General features: G+C 75.8%; 17 protein-coding genes and 1 riboswitch. Of the genes, 9 read left to right on the top strand and 8 right to left on the bottom strand.

Going from position 1 to position 16,348, the window contains the following annotated elements; genetic code table 11:
* Positions 1 to 15: 15 nt before the first annotated feature.
* The 5 genes from HDA31_RS28755 to HDA31_RS28775 all read left to right on the top strand — a co-directional run bounded on the left by HDA31_RS28755 (position 16) and on the right by HDA31_RS28775 (position 2,980).
* Positions 16 to 225, top strand: coding sequence for a hypothetical protein (locus HDA31_RS28755; RefSeq protein WP_178062855.1), 210 nt, complete (start codon positions 16 to 18; stop codon positions 223 to 225).
* Between the two features lie 62 nt (positions 226 to 287).
* Positions 288 to 776, top strand: coding sequence for a TadE/TadG family type IV pilus assembly protein (locus HDA31_RS28760; protein ID WP_178067005.1), 489 nt, complete (start codon positions 288 to 290; stop codon positions 774 to 776).
* Positions 773 to 1,252 (top strand): TadE/TadG family type IV pilus assembly protein, encoded by a 480-nt coding sequence (locus tag HDA31_RS28765; protein ID WP_178067006.1) that lies wholly within the window; start codon positions 773 to 775, stop codon positions 1,250 to 1,252. Before HDA31_RS28760 ends, HDA31_RS28765 begins: the two co-directional genes overlap by 4 nt.
* Positions 1,253 to 1,392: 140 nt before the next feature.
* Complete coding sequence (locus HDA31_RS28770) at positions 1,393 to 1,764, top strand: hypothetical protein (RefSeq protein WP_246384636.1); 372 nt, start codon at positions 1,393 to 1,395, stop codon at positions 1,762 to 1,764.
* 16 nt (positions 1,765 to 1,780) lie between these two features.
* Entirely contained in the window at positions 1,781 to 2,980 is a 1,200-nt protein-coding gene (locus HDA31_RS28775) for a LysM peptidoglycan-binding domain-containing protein (RefSeq protein ID WP_178062854.1), read from the top strand.
* A 238-nt stretch (positions 2,981 to 3,218) separates the two neighbouring features.
* Here the strand turns inward: HDA31_RS28775 and HDA31_RS28780 are convergent, their stop codons facing one another.
* From HDA31_RS28780 to HDA31_RS28800, 5 genes are all read right to left on the bottom strand, one after another.
* Positions 3,219 to 4,070, bottom strand: coding sequence for a Rieske (2Fe-2S) protein (locus HDA31_RS28780; protein ID WP_178062853.1), 852 nt, complete (start codon positions 4,068 to 4,070; stop codon positions 3,219 to 3,221).
* A 95-nt stretch (positions 4,071 to 4,165) separates the two neighbouring features.
* Positions 4,166 to 4,507, bottom strand: coding sequence for a hypothetical protein (locus tag HDA31_RS28785; protein ID WP_178062852.1), 342 nt, complete (start codon positions 4,505 to 4,507; stop codon positions 4,166 to 4,168).
* A gap of 73 nt (positions 4,508 to 4,580) precedes the next feature.
* Positions 4,581 to 5,225: a 5,6-dimethylbenzimidazole synthase gene (bluB, locus tag HDA31_RS28790; protein WP_178062851.1), complete on the bottom strand. Its 645-nt coding sequence runs from the start codon at positions 5,223 to 5,225 to the stop codon at positions 4,581 to 4,583.
* A 36-nt stretch (positions 5,226 to 5,261) separates the two neighbouring features.
* Positions 5,262 to 5,460: riboswitch (cobalamin riboswitch) on the bottom strand.
* A gap of 17 nt (positions 5,461 to 5,477) precedes the next feature.
* On the bottom strand, positions 5,478 to 6,455 hold the full coding sequence (locus HDA31_RS28795; protein WP_178062850.1) for a helix-turn-helix domain-containing protein: 978 nt from the start codon (positions 6,453 to 6,455) through the stop codon (positions 5,478 to 5,480).
* A gap of 130 nt (positions 6,456 to 6,585) precedes the next feature.
* The gene (locus tag HDA31_RS28800) at positions 6,586 to 7,617 is read right to left on the bottom strand and encodes an AraC family transcriptional regulator (protein ID WP_219824979.1); all 1,032 of its coding nucleotides are present in this window, start codon (positions 7,615 to 7,617) and stop codon (positions 6,586 to 6,588) included.
* 256 nt (positions 7,618 to 7,873) lie between these two features.
* Between HDA31_RS28800 and HDA31_RS28805 the strand changes: the two genes are divergently transcribed.
* Positions 7,874 to 8,635, top strand: a complete 762-nt coding sequence (locus HDA31_RS28805) for a crotonase/enoyl-CoA hydratase family protein (RefSeq protein WP_178062849.1) — start codon at positions 7,874 to 7,876, stop codon at positions 8,633 to 8,635.
* Between the two features lie 14 nt (positions 8,636 to 8,649).
* On the opposite strand, the gene HDA31_RS28810 is transcribed toward HDA31_RS28805, so the two are convergent.
* Positions 8,650 to 10,098, bottom strand: a complete 1,449-nt coding sequence (locus HDA31_RS28810; RefSeq protein WP_178062848.1) for a dihydrolipoyl dehydrogenase family protein — start codon at positions 10,096 to 10,098, stop codon at positions 8,650 to 8,652.
* Positions 10,099 to 10,263: 165 nt separating this feature from the next.
* Between HDA31_RS28810 and HDA31_RS28815 the strand changes: the two genes are divergently transcribed.
* Positions 10,264 to 11,364, top strand: a complete 1,101-nt coding sequence (locus HDA31_RS28815) for a serine hydrolase domain-containing protein (protein WP_178062847.1) — start codon at positions 10,264 to 10,266, stop codon at positions 11,362 to 11,364.
* A 64-nt stretch (positions 11,365 to 11,428) separates the two neighbouring features.
* Here HDA31_RS28815 and HDA31_RS28820 read toward each other — a convergent pair whose 3' ends face one another.
* Positions 11,429 to 12,691: a cryptochrome/photolyase family protein gene (locus tag HDA31_RS28820; protein ID WP_178062846.1), complete on the bottom strand. Its 1,263-nt coding sequence runs from the start codon at positions 12,689 to 12,691 to the stop codon at positions 11,429 to 11,431.
* Positions 12,688 to 13,611 carry a phytoene/squalene synthase family protein gene (locus tag HDA31_RS28825; RefSeq protein ID WP_178062845.1) on the bottom strand — a complete coding sequence of 308 codons (924 nt, stop codon included), beginning with the start codon at positions 13,609 to 13,611 and terminating at the stop codon, positions 12,688 to 12,690. The genes HDA31_RS28820 and HDA31_RS28825 overlap by 4 nt, the downstream gene beginning before the upstream one ends.
* 65 nt (positions 13,612 to 13,676) lie before the next feature.
* On the opposite strand from HDA31_RS28825, the gene HDA31_RS28830 reads away from it, so the two are divergent.
* Both HDA31_RS28830 and crtI read left to right on the top strand, forming a co-directional pair.
* Positions 13,677 to 14,831, top strand: a complete 1,155-nt coding sequence (locus tag HDA31_RS28830) for a polyprenyl synthetase family protein (RefSeq protein ID WP_178062844.1) — start codon at positions 13,677 to 13,679, stop codon at positions 14,829 to 14,831.
* A 28-nt stretch (positions 14,832 to 14,859) separates the two neighbouring features.
* Positions 14,860 to 16,341 (top strand): phytoene desaturase family protein, encoded by a 1,482-nt coding sequence (gene crtI, locus HDA31_RS28835; protein ID WP_178062843.1) that lies wholly within the window; start codon positions 14,860 to 14,862, stop codon positions 16,339 to 16,341.
* Positions 16,342 to 16,348: the final 7 nt, after the last annotated feature.

Below are 16,348 nucleotides of genomic sequence, written 5' to 3' on the forward strand. Positions count from 1 at the left end.
CCGAAGGAGCACGCCATGCACCTCATCACCTACCTGCACGTCGCGCTGACGACACGGCTGGCCGAGCTGCGCCGCGACGGCGAGCGGGGCGACAGCCCTGTCCCGACCGCGGTGATCATCTTTGGGCTGGTCGCCGTGGCGATCGCCGTCACCGGCTTCGCCCTGGCCAAGGCCAACGACTGGATGAGCAACATCCCCGACCACCAGGCCCCGACGGCACCGTAGTGACCCATCGTCCCGCCTTCGTGGACCGGAGCCGGTCGGCACCCGCCGACCGGCCCGCCGGCCTGCGCCGCCACGGGCCACCCCGGCCAGGGGCCGGCCTCGACCGGCGGGCCCCGCGGCGGCTCGCCGACGGCGTACGGCTCGGCCGGGCGGTCCGACGGCGGCTCGCCGGCGGCGGGGCCGACCGGGGGGCCAACCCGGTGGAGCTGGCGGTGGTGATGCCGGCGATCCTCGTGCTGCTGTTCGCCTCGATCCAGGTCGCCGCCTGGTTCGTCGCCCGCGCCACCGCGCTCAACGCCGCGCAGAGCGCGGTCAACGCCCAGCGCCTGTACGAGGCCCCCGCCGGGGCCGGCGAGGCGCGGGCGGTCGACTTCCTCACCGCCGCCGGGGACTGGCTGGTCGGCTGGGACCAGCCGGGGCCCGCCTGCGTCACCGGCGTCGCCGAGGTGACCTGCACGGTCAGCGGGGACTCGTTGTCGGTCATCCCCGGCGTCAGCTTCCCGGTGCGCCAGACCGCGCACGGCACGATCGAACGGTGGACGACCGGATGAGCCGCCGCCGTCGCCCCGCAGCCGAGCGCGGCTCGGTCGCCATCGAGGTGGCCGTCCTCGCCCCGGCGTTCATCGGGCTGATGGTGCTGGCCGGCGTCGCCGGGCGTACCGCGATCGCGCAGGAGGCGGTCCAGTCGGCCGCGCACGACGCCGCCCGCGCCGCGTCCATCTCCCGGGACGCCGAGACAGCCCGCGAGCAGGCCCTGACCGCCGCGCAGAGCCAACTCGACTGGCAGCGGGCCAACTGCGCCGGCCAGCCCTCGCTCACCCTGCGCGGCTCGGTGGGCGGCTCGCCGACCAGCTTCGCCGAGGCGTTCGACAGCGGCCCCGGCACGACGGCCGCCGTGACGGTGCAGGTCACCTGCACCGTCTCCTTCACCGACATCGACCTGGCGCTGCTGCCCGACATGGCGGCCAGCCGGACGATCTCGGCCAGCTTCACCTCCCCGCTGGACCGCTACCGGAGCCGGTCGTGACCGCCCGCGTCCCCGGTGCGGCCGCGCACCCCGCCCCAGCCGAAGACCGGGGCGAGGGTGCGGGCTCCACCCGCGCCGCCGGGGCGGGGCGTCGGTGGCGCGGCGACGACGGCCGGGTCAGCCTGTTCCTGGCGGCGGCGATGATCGGCGTCCTCGCGATCATCGGCCTGGCCTTCGACGGCGCCGGGCAGTTGCGCTCCCGGCAACTGGCCGACAACCTGGCCGCCGAGGCGGCCCGCACCGGCGGCCAGTCCATCGACCGGGCGAAGGCCATCCAGGGCGGCCGCAAGGAGATCGACGAGGCGGCGGCCAGGGCGGCGGTGACGAGTTACCTCGCCGCGGCCGGCGCCACCGACCACAGCGTCGAGTTCCCCGTCGTCGACGGGGAGAAGCTCATCCGCGTACAGGTCACCGTCACCTACGACCGCTACCTGCTCGGCTTCTTCGGCTTCGGCGCGGACGTCACCGTCTCCGGCGAGGCCACCGCACGCGCCCTCACCGAGGGCCCCTAGGAAGGGAAGGCACGCCATGGCCGCACCGGGTCGCTCCGCCGCACGGCGGGTCGGGCAGGTACTCACCGGGTTCGGCGCGCTGGTCGTGCTGATCGCCGTGCTGGTCGGGGGGCCGGTGGCGCTGATCGCGTTCGCCGGGAACCCGCTGCCCGATCACCTGCCCACCCTCGCCGAGGTCGGCACCACGCTGACCAGCCGCGACGACGGCCAGCTCTTCCTGCGGGCGCTGGCCCTGGTCGGCTGGTTCGGCTGGATCACCTTCGCCTTCTCCGTGCTCGTGGAGCTGGGCGCGCAGACGCTGCGCCGGCCGGCGCCCCGGCTGCCCGGCATGAGCCGGCAGCAGCGCGCCGCAGCGGCGTTGGTCGGTTCGGTGGCCCTGATCATCGCGGCGAGCCCGGCCGCCGCCAGCGCGGCCACCGTGCTGTCCGGCCCGTACCCCGCCGCCGCACCCGCCGCCGTCGTCGCCGGGGCGCCGGCGGCCCGCCCGGTCGCCGCGCTGCCGGTGGTCGACGCGCGGGCCGCGACGCCGCCGGCCGCCGCGGCGGCCGGGCTCCGGCAGGAGGCGGAGCCGGCGGTGTACCGGGTGGCGAAGGGCGACTACCTGGGCGAGGTCGCCGAGCGCTACCTCGACGACTTCGACCGCTACCGGGACGTGGCGAAGCTCAACCGGCTGGGCGACCCGGACCGCATCCGCCCCGGGCAGCTGATCACGCTGCCCGACGGCGTCCACGACGCCGGGGCCCGCCGGCACGCCACCGGGAAGCTGGTGGTCCGGCCCACGACGCCCACCCCCGGCGGTACGGCCACCCCCCGGCCGCCGTCGGCCCCCGGCACCCCGCCCGCCGCCGACGCGCCGGGTGCGGCGCAGCCCTCGCCCATCCCGCCCTCGCCCACCTCGCCACGGGCCACCCGCCCCGCCCCCGGCCCCTCCACCGCCCAGCCGCCCGCCGGTTCGTCGTCGGACGGCTCGTCACACGGCACCCAGCAGGTCGCCCAGCCGCCCTCCGGCCCCCAGCCGGCGATGGCCGCCGGAGCGTCCCGGGCGGGCGCGGGCGACCAGGTGAACCGGCCGCTCGCCGTCTCGGCGGTGCTCGCCGTCGCCAGCATCGTCGGGGCGCAGATCGGGGCGGTTCTCGGGCTGCGCCGCCGGCCGGCGGTCGTCCGGGCCACCAACAGCGCGCGGGCCCTCGTCACCGGACGGCACCGCCGGGACTGACCCCAGCCGGCGCGGACCGGGCGGGCCGGCGCGGACCGGGCGGACCGAGCCGGGCGGAGCCAGGCGGGATCCTTGATCGACTTCATGTCGCCGACATGGGGGTATCCGGCGCGAGGGAAACCGCCATGTCGCCGACATGGCGGCGGTCCCGCCGGGCGCGGCGCGGCCCGCAGCGCGGCCCGGAGCCCGGCGCGGCGCGGCCCAAGGCGCGGCGCGGCGCGGGCCACCGAACCCGGGCTCAGGGCAGCCGGGCCTCCAGGACCCCGTCGACCACCCGGGTCGGCAGGATCTGCTGGTCGTTACCGGACGGCCCGTGCATGACCTCGCCCCCGTTGAGCCGGAACGCGCTCCCGTGCCACGGGCAGACGACGCAGGCGTGCCCGTCGATCTCGGTGACGTCGCCCTCGCCGAGCGGGCCGCTCTGGTGCGGGCAGCGCTCCAGCATCACCGTGACCTCGTCGCCGTGCCGGTAGAGGATCACCGAGACGTCGTCGACCTCGCGGGTGACCAGCTTCCGTTGCGGCAGGTTGGCCATGTCCGCCAGCGGGTGCCAGCCCTCGCCGATCCGGTGCAGCTCGGAGATGCTCTGGTTGACCTGCGCCCCCTGCTTGTACGCGAGGTGCCCGCCGAGGTACGCCCCCGCGCTCGCCGCGCCCAGCCCGAGGTACGCCAGCGCCCGCCCCGTGCCGTGCCGCCCGCGCAGCCGGGCCGCCAGCGAACCCGCGTACAGGGTCAGGCCGACGGCGTTGGCGGCGGCGTGCACCAGTCCGACGCGGCGCTGCTCCCGGGAGAGGGCCGCCCAGTCGTTGAGGCCGGCGATCGCCGCGGGGAGGGCGCTGACGGTGCCCAGCCCGACCAGGGCGGTGGCCGCCCGGCGCTGGCCGGGCATCAGGTCGAGCACGGCCGCGCTGATCCAGGAGCCGACCGGCACCTGCACCAGTGCCGGGTGCAGCGGATGACCGATGAAGACGCCGTGCAGCAGGTCACGGACCCGCTGCGGGCGCAGGGTGGCCTGGACGGCGCGTTGCAGCCGGTCACCGGTCCGGTCCAGCGTCGAGGCCTGTTCGAGTTTCGTCAAGAGTGCCCGCATTCCGTCCGACTTCCCGGCAGAAGCGGTCGCAAACCGGGCAGTCGCGGCGGCTGTCCGGCGTACGCGGGTCCACGCGTACGCCGGACGGGGCCCGGCTACTGCCAGGGGCCGCTGCGGCAGATGAACTGGGTGGTCCCGCTGTACTGGGTGGCGCTGCCGTCGAAGTAGCTGTAGCTGGCCCGTACGGGGTGGCCGAGGTTGCTGGCCGGGCAGGTGGCGAAGAGGGTCGACCCGGCGGTCGTGAAGGTGCCGACGCTGCCGGAGTACCAGGTGACGGTCCACGTCGTCGTGCCGGTGCTGCTGGCGTCGCAGTAGAACTGCGACGCGCCGGACTCGCAGAAGGGCGCCGGGGCGGCGGCGAGCGCCGGGGTGGCGGCGGCGGCCAGACCCAGGGTGGCGAGGGCGGATGCGGCCAGGACCTTGACGGTGGTACGCATGGAACTCCTCCCGACGTAGCTAAGCGATGACTCAGGGCGACGTCAGCCTAGCCGCCGCATAGACGTACCTGAATTAGCTGTTCGGTCGGTCAGCCGCCCGCCGCGCCCAGCGGTCGTGGTGCACCGCCTCGGCGAGGGGCCGGCCCCGCCGCCACCCGTGCCGCTCCAGGTCGGGCACGGCCTCCAGATGCGTCACCGGCCCGACGCAGAGCCAGGCCACCGGCCGGATGCCGGCCGGCACGCCCAGCAGCTCGGCGAGGAACGGCTCCCGGTAGAAGGAGACCCACCCGACGCCCAGCCCCTCGGCGGTGGCGGCGAGCCAGAGGTTCTGGATGGCCAGGCAGACCGAGTAGAGGCCGGCATCGGCGATGGCGTGCCGACCGAGCACGGCCGGGCCGCCGCGCTGCGGGTCGTAGGTGACGACGACCGACAACGTCGACTCCAGCACCCCGTCGATCTTGATACGCGCGAACCGTTCGGCCGCCGCGCCGTCCAGGGTGGCGGCGAAGGCGGCCCGCTCGACCTGCACGTGCCGGTGGAACCGGCGGCGGACGGCGGGATCCCGGACCAGGACGAAGTCCCACGGCTGCGAGTAGCCGACGCTGGGCGCGGCGTGCGCGGCGACGAGGATCCGGTGCAGGGCGTCGGCCGGCACCGGCTCCCCGGTGAACTGGGCCCGGACGTCCCGGCGGCGGCGGATGGCGTCGTAGAGTTCCACAGGCAGGCTCCCGCTGCGCTCGGCCCACCTCGACGGGTGGGCGGTCGACGCGAGGCCGGTCTTCGGACTCCCGGATCGACGCCTGCCCGTCCGCCTTCCCAGCCGCACGGCCAGTGGCTGCGCTCCTCGCGCGTGGACGGTGGCTCCCCGGTCACCGCGGCGGGCCCGTGCCGGATTCGCACCGGCTTCCCGATTCTCCCCGCGCAGGCGGGGCACCTCGCATGATCGTGCCGCCGGCGATGCTAACCCGCGTCAGCGGCGCAGCGTCCGGCCGGGCAGCTCCCCGTACGTGGCGAGATAGCGGGCGGCGAAGCGGCGCGGGTCGGCGAATCCCCAGCGGGCGGCGACCGCGGCCACCGAGACGCCGTCGCCGGGCACGGCCCGGGTCAGGTCCCGACGGGCCAGATCGAGCCGCACCCGGCGCAGGTAGGCCAGGGGGGTCGTGCCGAGCTGACTGCGGAACGCGAGCTGCACCGCGCGGGGGGTGGTGGCGGCGGCGCGGGCGATGTCGACGAGACCGATGTCGGTCCCGGCGGCGGACTCGATGAAGGCGATCGCCCGGCGCAGGGTCCCCGCGTGGGCGTCGGCCCGGTCGCACGGCCGGTCCGCCACGACGGCGTTGCTGGGGAACGCGGCGAGCGTCGCCGCGGCGAGCAGGCGGCCGAGGCCGCCGAGCACGAGCGGCGACGCGCCCGGCGCGCCACCGGCGGCGATGACGGACTCCGCGTACCGGACGGTCTGCCGCCACCGCCACTGGGCATCGGCGCAGACCGACCGGAAGCTGGCGAACCGCAGGGGTGTCAGCGGGCGGTCCGGGTCGACGCGGGCGACCTGGTCGAACAGCGAGAGGTCCAGCAGGACGGAGGTCACGTCCAGGTCGCTGGACCACGAGGAGCCGGGCAGGTCGGGCTGGTAGAGCACGCCGACCTCGCCGGGCCCGATCAGCTCGTCGACCCCGTCGCACCGGTGCCCGAAGCACCCCCGGCGGGGGGCGGCGAGCAGGACGTACCCGAGTGGTTCCGCCTGCACCCGCAGGTCCAGGGAGATGCTGATGTCGTCGATGCAGAACGCGCCGGCGTTCCACCGGTCGTGTCGCAACGGAAGCCCGGTCGGCACGGCGGCCAGCCGCACGCTGCGGCCGTACGCGGTCTCGAAGACGTGCGCCGCCTCGGCCGGATCGCTGGTCGAGAACCGGGTGAGCACCGGCGGGCCATGACTACCGTACGTCATTGATTCACACCCCTCGGTCACGAGGGAGCCTAGCTACTCGGCGCGCGCGGGCCGCGCAACGGCACGCCGGGGCGGTTCCTCCCCCGCCCGGCGACCGGCGCGGCCGACGGGCCAGGGTCCGCGCCGTCCGTCAGCCCCGCAGGGTCCGGCTGGGCGGCTGCCCGTAGGCCCGGCGGTACTCGGTGGCGAACCGGCCGAGGTGGACGAAGCCCCACCGCGCGGCGACGGCGGCCACGGTGAGCCCCGCGCCGGGCTCGGCGGCCTGGAGGTCGCTGTGTACCCGCTCCAGGCGCACCCGCCGCAGGTAGCCCGTCGGTGTGGTGTCGAGGTATTTCCGGAATGCCTGCTGGAGCGCCCGCGCGCCCAGCCCGGCCGCGACCGCCACGTCGGTCACGGTCAGGGCCTGGTTCGCGTGCTGCTCGATGTAGGCGACCGCGCGACGGACCGCGGCCGGCGCGACGGCCCCTGCGCCGCGCGTCGGCGCTTCGGTCATCGTCGTGTTGGGGAACGTGGCCAGCGCGACGGCCACCAGCAGGCCCGTCGCCTCCGCCTGCACCAGGGCGTTCGCCCCGAACGCGGCAACCGGCAGCGCCACCTGGGTGAGATAACGCGTGGTGGTGCGCCAGAGCTGCGCGGCGGACGGGGACACCGGCGCCAGTCCCTGGAATCGCAGGTCGACCGGCGCGAGTCCGCACCGCTCCTGCGCCACCCGCTCCACGTCGGCGAGGGGAATCTCCATGGCGACGACCTCCATGTCGCGGTGCAGGATCGTCCTGGTCCGCCGGGGCGGCACCAGCAGCAGGTCACCCGCGCCGGCCATCACCTCCCCGGCCCCGACGTCGACCCCCCAGCCGCCGGAGAGCACCTCCGCCACCCCAAGAACGTCCCGGGTGAACACATCGTTGTCCGCGTTCATCGGGTAGCGCACCCGGGCGACGCTCGCCGAGCCGAACCGCGCGTGGGCAGCCCGGAAGACAGCCCCCGCGCGACGGTCGAACGCGCGTAGCCGGTGTTCCGGATAGGCCGCCAGCAGCCAGCGGTGCGCCTCGTCCGGGTCGGCCGTGACGAGCCGCGACCACGACCCGGGCGGGTCGGCGGTCGACTCGTCTCCACAGTCGACCCGCTTCGTCGCGGAAGGTCCCGCCCCGGTTCGTCCTGCCACGGCCTCTCCCCGCATCGCCGACCGGCGTCCCTCGCCTCACCCGGGCCACGGGCGCGACGCGCACGGCGCGAGTTCACTTCAGCACTGTCGGTGGCCCTCCAGCGGGCATTCTGTCCGTCGACGGCAGACGAGAGAAGTGGCCACGGACCGCGCTGTCCGCCGCGCGAAGTCGATGTACGAAGTACGAACACCGCGGCCGTCCGCCCGGCTCCCGTCCACGCTGGTGCGTCGACGCCCGGGCAGGCATGCTGTCCCGATGGGGGTACGGGTCGAGCACGCCGCCGCGGTGACCACGGTGATCCTGGACCGGCCGGCGTCCCGCAACGCCGTCGACGGTCCCACCGCCCGGGCCCTGGCCGACGCGTTCCGCGCCTTCGAGGCCGACCCGGCGGCGGCGGTGGCCGTGCTGTGGGGGGCCGGCGGCACGTTCTGCGCCGGGGCGGACCTCAAGGCGATCGGCACGCCGAGCGGCAACCGGGTCGAGCCGGACGGCGACGGACCGATGGGACCGACCCGGCTGCGGCTGTCCAAGCCGGTGATCGCCGCGATCTCCGGCTACGCCGTGGCCGGCGGGCTGGAGCTGGCGCTCTGGTGCGACCTGCGGGTCGCCGAGTCCGACTCGGTGCTCGGGGTGTTCTGCCGACGCTGGGGCGTGCCGCTGGTCGACGGCGGCACCGTCCGGCTGCCGAGGCTGATCGGCGAGAGCCGGGCGATGGACCTGATCCTCACGGGCCGACCGGTGCCGGCCGAGGAGGCGTACGCGATGGGGTTGGTGAACCGGCTGGTCGCGCCGGGCACGGCCCGCGCGGAGGCCGAGCGGCTGGCCGCCGAGATCGCCCGGCACCCGCAGGCGTGCCTGCGCAACGACCGGGCGGCCGTGCTGGCCGGCGCGAACCTGCCCGAGCCGGAGGCCCTCGCGGTGGAGCTGGCCTACGGCGCGGCGTCCCTCGCGGCCGACGCGACGGCGGGGGCGGCCCGGTTCGCGGCCGGCGCGGGCCGCCACGGCGCCCCCGCCTGAGGGGTGCCGGCCGGCTACCTCAGGTCGCGCACGGCGGTCTCGATGGCGCGGTGGAACGTCGGGTACGCGTAGATCATGTGCCGGAGCCGGGCCAGCGGCACCTCCGCGTGCACCGCCACCACCAGGCCCGACAGCACCTCGCCGCCGGCCGGACCGGCCGAGGTGGCCCCGACCAGCACCCCCCGGTCGGCGTCCGCCACCAGCTTGACGAACCCGTCGCCCCGGTGGATCCAGCCCCGGGTGGACGAGTCGAGCCGGCTCATCCCGACCTGCACGTTGATGCCCCGCTCGCGGGCCTGGCGCTCGGTGAGCCCGACCGCGCCGATCTCGGGGTCGGTGAAGGTGACCCGGGGCAGCGCCCGGTAGTCGGCGTGCGGCACCCCGCCGGCGATCCCGGCGCCCTCCGTGCGCGCCACGCCGCCGACCGCGCTGGCGCTGCCGCTCGCGTCCGCGCCGGCCTGCGCCCGCCGGACGTGGTCGAGCACGTCGGCGACCACGATGGCCGCCTGGTACATGGCGATGTGGGTGAACGCGCCCTCCCCGGTCAGGTCGCCGACGCCCCAGATCCCGGCGGCGGCGCGCATCCGGTCGTCCACGGCGAGGAACCGCTGGCCCGGGTCGAGGCCGACCGTGTCGAGGCCCAGCTCGTCGAGGTGCGCCCGGCGGCCGGTGACCACGAGCAGCCGCTCGGCGGTGAACTCGGCCCCGCCCGCCGCCCGCAGCGTGAACGCCCGCCCGTCGTGGTCGACCCGCTCCGCGCGTACGTCGGTGGCGATCCGCACCCCGTCGGCGCGCAGGGCGGCGGCGGCCACCTCGGAGGACTCGGGCTCCTCGACGGCGAGCACCCGGCCCGACGCCTCCAGCACGGTCACCTCGACGCCGAACCGGGCGAAGACCTGGGCCAGCTCCAGCCCGATCGCGCCGCCGCCGAGCACCAGCAGGCTGCCCGGCAGCTCCTCGACCTCGATGGCCTGCTGGTTCGTCCAGTACGGCGTGTCGGCCAGCCCGGGCAGCGGCGGCACGAAGGGCCGGGTGCCGGTGCCGAGCACGATGCCGTGCCGGGCCTGGAAGACCCGGTCGCCGACGCGGACCCGGCCGGGGCCGTCGAGCGCCCCGCTGCCCCGCACGAACCGGCCGCCCTTGCCGGTGAACCGCTCCACCGCGACCCGGTCGTCCCAGGTGTCGGTGGCCTCCTCGCGGATCCGCTTCGCCACCGGGGCCCAGTCGGGGCGGACGTCGGCCTCGCCCGCGAACTCGGCGACCCGCCGGGCCTCGGCGACCGCGTTCGCCGCCCGGATCATCATCTTGCTCGGGATGCACCCCCAGTACGGGCACTCGCCGCCGACCAGCCGCCGCTCGACGCCGACGACGCTCAGGCCCGCCTCGGCGAGCCGGCCGGCGACCTCCTCGCCGCCGACGCCGAGCCCGAGCACGACCACGTCCACCAGTTCCGGTTCCGCCATCGGACCAGCATTCCGCACCGACGGACCGCCGGCCACCGCGCCGGGCGAATTCCCGGCCCGGCTGCCACCGCCGGCCACCCGTCTTTCGCCTCCGTCGCCCGCCTCCCCTCGCCCCGCTCCCGGAATTTCCGCGCCCCGGGCTCGCCGGGCCCCTACCGTGGCCGGATGCGCGCACGCTTCGCCCCCGTCCGGGACTGCTTCCACGACCTGTTCGCCGCCGGCCGGGAGACCGGGGCCGGCCTCGCCATCTGGTACGACGGCACGCCGGTCGTCGACCTCGTCGCCGGCTCCCGGGCCGCCGTCGCACCGGGCCGGTCGGTGCCGCCGGCCGGGGGCGGCGACCCGTGGCGACCGGACACCCTGGTGGACGTCTACTCGGTCGGCAAGCCGGTGGCCGCGCTCTGCCTGCTCCTGCTCGTCGACCGGGGGCGGCTCGACCTGGACGATCCGGTCGCCGACCACTGGCCGGGGTTCCGCGCGCCCGCCACGGTCCGCCAGGTGCTCAGCCACACGGCCGGGCTGCCGGCGTTCCCGGTGCCCCGCCCGGCCGAGGCGGTCGCCGACTGGGACCTGCTCTGCGCCGACCTGGCCGCCGCCGAGCCGCAATGGACGCCGGGGACCGTCGCGGGCGAGCACGCCTGGACGTACGGGCACCTCGTGGGCGAGCTGGTGCGCCGGGTGGACGGGCGGTCGGTGGGCCGGTTCCTGGCCGAGGAGATCGCCGGCCCGTGGCGGCTCGACCTGGGCTTCGGGCTCGGCGCGGCCGACCGGCGGCGGTGCGCCGACCTGTCGTACGCCGATCCGGGCTGGCCGGTCCGCACACTCGGCGAGCCGGGGTCGCTGCGGGCGGCGGCCCTGGGCAACCCGGCCGGCGGCCTGGACGTGGCGGTGCTGAACAGCGATCTGTGGCGGGGCGCGCAGGTGCCGGCGGTGAACCTGCACGCCACGGCCGCCGGGCTGGCCCGCTGCTATGCCGGGCTGCTGGCCGGCGGCACCCTGGACGGGGTGCGGCTGTTCAGCCCGGAGCTGGTCGCCGAGGCGACCCGGACCCAGTACGACGGGCCGGACCTGGTGCTCGACCGCCGGGCGTGCTGGACGCTGGGCATGCAGCGGGAGCCGGACGGGAGCTGGGGCATGGGCGGGATCGGCGGCAGCAGCGCCTGGGCCGACCCGGACCGGGGCTACGTGTTCGCGTACGCGACCGCGCGGCTGGCCGACCACGACCGCGTCGACGAGCTGGTCGAGGCCCTGCACTCCTGCCTCTGACCGCGCGCTGCGGCCCACGCCGGGGCCGGGGTGTTAGGAGGGGTCCCTTGTACAACAGAATGCGTTAACCAGGGGCCCTTCCTTTCACCCAGCGGCGGACGTACGCGCCGTCGGGGTCGAAGCGGGCCGCCTGGCGGGTCGGGTTGAACCCCCGGTGTGGCCGGCTGTCGTTGCCGGTGCCCGCCACCCACTGCCAGTTGCCGGCGTTGTTGGCCACGTCGCCGTCGAGCAGCCAGCGGGAGAAGACGGCGACCCCCTCGCGCCAGTCCAGCCCGACAACCTTGGTCAGGTAGCCGGCCGTGATCAGCCGGGCCCGGTTGTGCATCCAGCCCTCGGCGCGCAGCTGCCGCATCCCCGCGTCGACGATCGGCAGGCCGGTGCGCCCCCGCGTCCAGGCGTCGAGCGCCTCGGGGTCGTGCCGCCAGTCCTCGGTGGCCCCCCGCCGGTACGCCTTCGTGGCGATCTCGGGGAAGACGGCGGTGACCTGGTGGTAGAAGTCCCGCCAGCAGAGCTGCCGGACGAACGGGCCGAACCGCGCGCCGCCCGGGTCGCCGGCCCGCTCACCCGCCCGGTTCGCCAGCTCCAGCGGCGACAGGCAGCCGAACCGCAGGTACGGGCTGAGCCGCGAGGTCGCGTCGCCGGCCAGGTCGTCGTGGCTGTCGCCGTACCGGTCGACGGTGGGCAGCCACTGCGCGAGGCGGCGGCGGGCGGCGGCCTCCCCGCCCGGCGCGGCGTGCGGCGACTCCCCCGGCGGCGGTGCGGGCAGCTTGCCGACCGGCGGCCCGTCGGGCGATGACCCGGGCCTCAGCCGCTCGGGCAGCCGGATCCGGTCGGGCGGGGCCAGCTCCTCCCGCCACAGCGCCCCCTGCCAGGCCCGGAAGTAGGGGGTGAAGACCCGGTAGTGGTCGCCGCCGGCCGGACGCACCGCGCCGGGGTCGACGATCGTGAGGCCGGGGAAGAGGCGCAGGTGCAGACGGTGCCGCTCGCACTCGGCGCGCAGCCGGCGCTCGCGGGTGCCGGCGTAGCGGCTGACGTCGGCGGAGCAGGCGATCCCCTCGGCGCCCACCTCGCCGGCCAGCCGGATCGTCTCGGCCACCGGGTCGCCGTGCCGGATCACCAGGTCGCCGCCGCGGTCCCGCAGCGCGTCGCGTAGGGCGGCGAGGCTCTGGTGCAGGAAGCGCGTCCGGTTGGGCGAGCGGCCGGTGAGCGCCGGGTCGAGCACGAACAGCGGGACGACCCGGGCGAAGGCGGAGCAGGCCGCGGCCAGCGCCGGGTGGTCGTGCACCCGCAGGTCGCGGGTGAACAACACGATCGCGGTACGCGTCATCGGCCGGCGGGCGGCAGGGTCGGGCCGGGGACCACGACGGGGGTGCCGGCGGGGGTGAGCAGGGCCCGCCCGGCCACCGCCATCCGCCGCCGCCGGGGCACCAGCGCCCGCCGGGTGAACACGTCGTAGTCCTGGGCGGCGACCTCGTCGAGGATGCCGCCGTAGAGGACGTACGCGGTGCGCATGCACGCCTGGGAGGCGGGCGTGAGCATGGTGACGCCCGGCGCGGCGGCCGCGTAGTGCGTCTGGGCGCGGCTCACCTCGTACTCGACGAGGTCGCGGATCCTCGGGGTGGCCCGGCCCCGGGCGGCGGCGGCGAACAGGTCCTCGCGGGTGACGTCGAACTTGGCGAGGTCCTCGTCGGGCAGGTACGTCCGGCCGCGTGCGAGGTCCTCGGCGACGTCCCGGATGAAGTTGGTGAGCTGGAAGGCGAGGCCGAGCTGCCGGGCGGGCTCGCGGGCGGCGGCGGGGTCGGAGCTGCCGAGGATCGGCAGCATCATGGTGCCGATGACGGCGGCCGAGCCCTCCATGTAGTCGAGCAGGTCGTCGTAGGTCGGGTACGCGGTGACGGTCAGGTCCATCGCCATGCTGCGCAGGAACGACGCGAAGTCGGCCCGGTCCAGGTCGAAGACGGCGATGGTGTGCAGCACGGCGGGCAGCAGCGGGTCGTCGACCGGGGCCCCGGCCAGCCCGGCCAGGAAGCGGGCCGACCAGTCGTCGAGCCGGGCGGCCCGCTCGGCAGGCGGCAGGTCCTCGGTGCGGTCGACGATCTCGTCGGCGTACCGGGTGAATCCGTACAACGCGTGAACGTGTCGCCGTTTCCAAGCGGGAAGCAGGCGGGTGGCGAGATAGTAGGTGCGGCCGTGACGTCTGTGCAGCTCGCGGCAGCGGTCATAGGCAGCGGTGAGGTCGACGTCCACCGGCCCTCCCTCGAATTCGACGCAGAAATCGACGCAACTCGTAACCCTAGGGTACGCTCGCCGACATGGCCAACGACGCAGTTGCGGGTAATGCGCTCCGCGTCGCGCCGGCACAGCCGGGAGCGACGGACGATCCGGTCCGCGGCGTACTGGCCGCGTTCACGAAAGACCTGGTCAAGGGGGTCGACGAGACTCTCGACGGCTTCCTCGCCGCCGAGGTCTCGACGCTCGCCGAAATCGACTCGGCGATGGGCGAATTCGCCGCGACCGCGCGCGACTGCGTGCTGGCCGGCGGCAAGCGGGTCCGCCCCACCTTCGCGTACTGGGGCTGGCGGGGGGTCGCCGGCGGCAACGAGCCGCTGCCGGCGGTGCTGCCGGCCCTCGCCGCCCTAGAGCTGCTGCACACGTTCGCCCTCGTGCACGACGACGTGATGGACGCGTCCGACACGCGGCGCGGCCGCCCCACGGCGCACCGGGCCGCCGCCGCCCGGCACGTCGCCGCCGGCCACACCGGCGACCCGGGCCGGTTCGGCGAGGCGGTGGCCGTGCTCGTCGGCGACCTGTGCCTGGTGTGGGCCGACCGGCTGCTCGCGCACGCCACCGTGCCGCCGGCCCGGCTGCTCGACGTCCGGCGCGGCTACGACCAGATGCGCGTCGAAACGGTCGCCGGGCAGTACCTCGACATCCTGGGCGAGAACGACGCGGCCAACTGGTCGCTGGACCGGGCCCTGCGGGTCGCCCGCTACAAGACCGCCAGCTACACCGTCCAGCGTCCGCTGCTGTTCGGGGCGGCCCTGGCCGGCGCCGACGCCGACGGGCCGCTGACCGCCGCGTACACCCGCTACGGCCTGGCCGTCGGCGAGGCGTTCCAGCTCCGCGACGACCTGCTCGGCGTCTACGGCGACCCGGCGACCACCGGCAAGCCGACCGGCGACGACCTGCGCACCGGCAAGCCGACCGCGCTGCTGATGCTCGCCCGGCAGCTCGCCACCGCGACCCAGCGCCGGGTCCTGGAGCGGGCCGGCACGGTCACCGCGGCCCGCGACGTGGCCCGGCTCGCCGAGCTGGTCGCCGACACCGGCGCGGTCGCCAAGGTCGAACGGATGATCTCCGACCGGGTCGCCGACGCGCTGGCCGCGCTCGACACCGCGTCGATCGACGAGACCGCGCGCACCGCGCTGACGGGCCTCGCCACCGCCGCCACCGCACGGCGGGCATGATGGGCAAACTCGTGAGGGAGGTGGTCGCGTGCGCACCGTGACCGGACGTACGGACCGGGTGGTGGTCGTCGGCGCGGGGCTCGGCGGGCTGGCCTGCGCGCTGCACCTGGCCGGCAGCGGACGACAGGTGACCGTGCTCGAACGCGAGGCGGTGCCCGGCGGCCGGGCCGGCCGGCTCGGCGTCGACGGGTACGAGTTCGACACCGGCCCCACCGTGCTCACCATGCCCGACCTGATCGCCGAGGCGCTCGGGGCGGTCGGCGAGGAGCTGCGCGACTGGGTCGAGCTGATGCCGCTGGACCCGGCGTACCGGGCCTACTACCCGGACGGCTCGACGCTGGACGTCATCACCGACACCACCCGGATGGCCGCCGAGATCGCCTCGGTCTGCGGGCCCCGGGAGGCCGACGGCTACCTGCGCTTCGTCGACTACGCCCGCGAGCTGTGGCGGCTGGAGCGGGCCGACTTCATCGAGCGCAACCTCGACGCCCCCACCGACCTGCTCACCGGCAACCTGCTGAAGCTGCTGGCGGGCGGCGCGTTCCGCCGGCTCCAGACGAAGATCGGGCAGTTCTTCCGCGACCCGCGCACCCAGCGGATCTTCTCCTTCCAGGCCATGTACGCCGGGCTCGCCCCGCACGACGCGCTGGCCATCTACGCCGTCATCGCGTACCTCGACTCGGTGGCCGGGGTCTACTTCCCGCGCGGCGGCATCCACGCGGTCTCCCGGGGGATGGCCGGCGCGGCCGAGAAGCACGGCGTGCAGATCCGCTACGGCACCACGGTGGCCCGGGTGGAGACCGCGAACGGCCGGGCGACCGGGGTGGTCACCGCAGACGGCGAGTTCGTCGGAGCCGACGTGGTGGTGCTCAACCCGGACCTGCCGGTCGCCTACCGGGACCTGCTCCCGCCGACCCGGCGACGCCGGTTGACGTACTCGCCGTCGTGCGTGGTGCTGCACGTCGGCTCGCGGCAGGGCTATGAGAAAATCGCCCACCACAACATCCACTTCGGACGGTCCTGGAAGGGCACGTTCGACGAGGTGATCCGGCGGGGGGAGCTGATGACCGACCCGTCCCTGCTGGTCACCAACCCCAGTCGCACCGACCCGGCGGTCGCCCCGGCCGGCGGGCACACGTACTACGTGCTCGCCCCGGTGCCGAACCTCGACCGGGCCCCGTTCGAGTGGCGCGGCGACCTCACCCGCCGGTACACCGACCAGCTCGTCGGCACGCTGGAGAAACGCGGGTACGTCGGCTTCGGCGCCGGCATCGAGGTGTTGCGCGCGGTCACCCCGGCCGAGTGGGCCGAGCAGGGCATGGCCGCCGGCACCCCGTTCGCGTCCGCGCACAGCCTCTTCCAGACCGGCCCCTTCCGCCCGTCGAACCTGCACCGCACGCTTGGCAACGTGGTGTTCGTCGGCTCCGGCACCCAGCCCGGCGTCGGCGTGCCCATGGTCCTGATCTCCGGCAAGCTGGCCGCCGCCCGCGTGACGGGCGGCGACCGGTGAGCGCCCG

Source organism: Micromonospora carbonacea (assembly GCF_014205165.1).
GTDB lineage: Bacteria > Actinomycetota > Actinomycetes > Mycobacteriales > Micromonosporaceae > Micromonospora > Micromonospora carbonacea.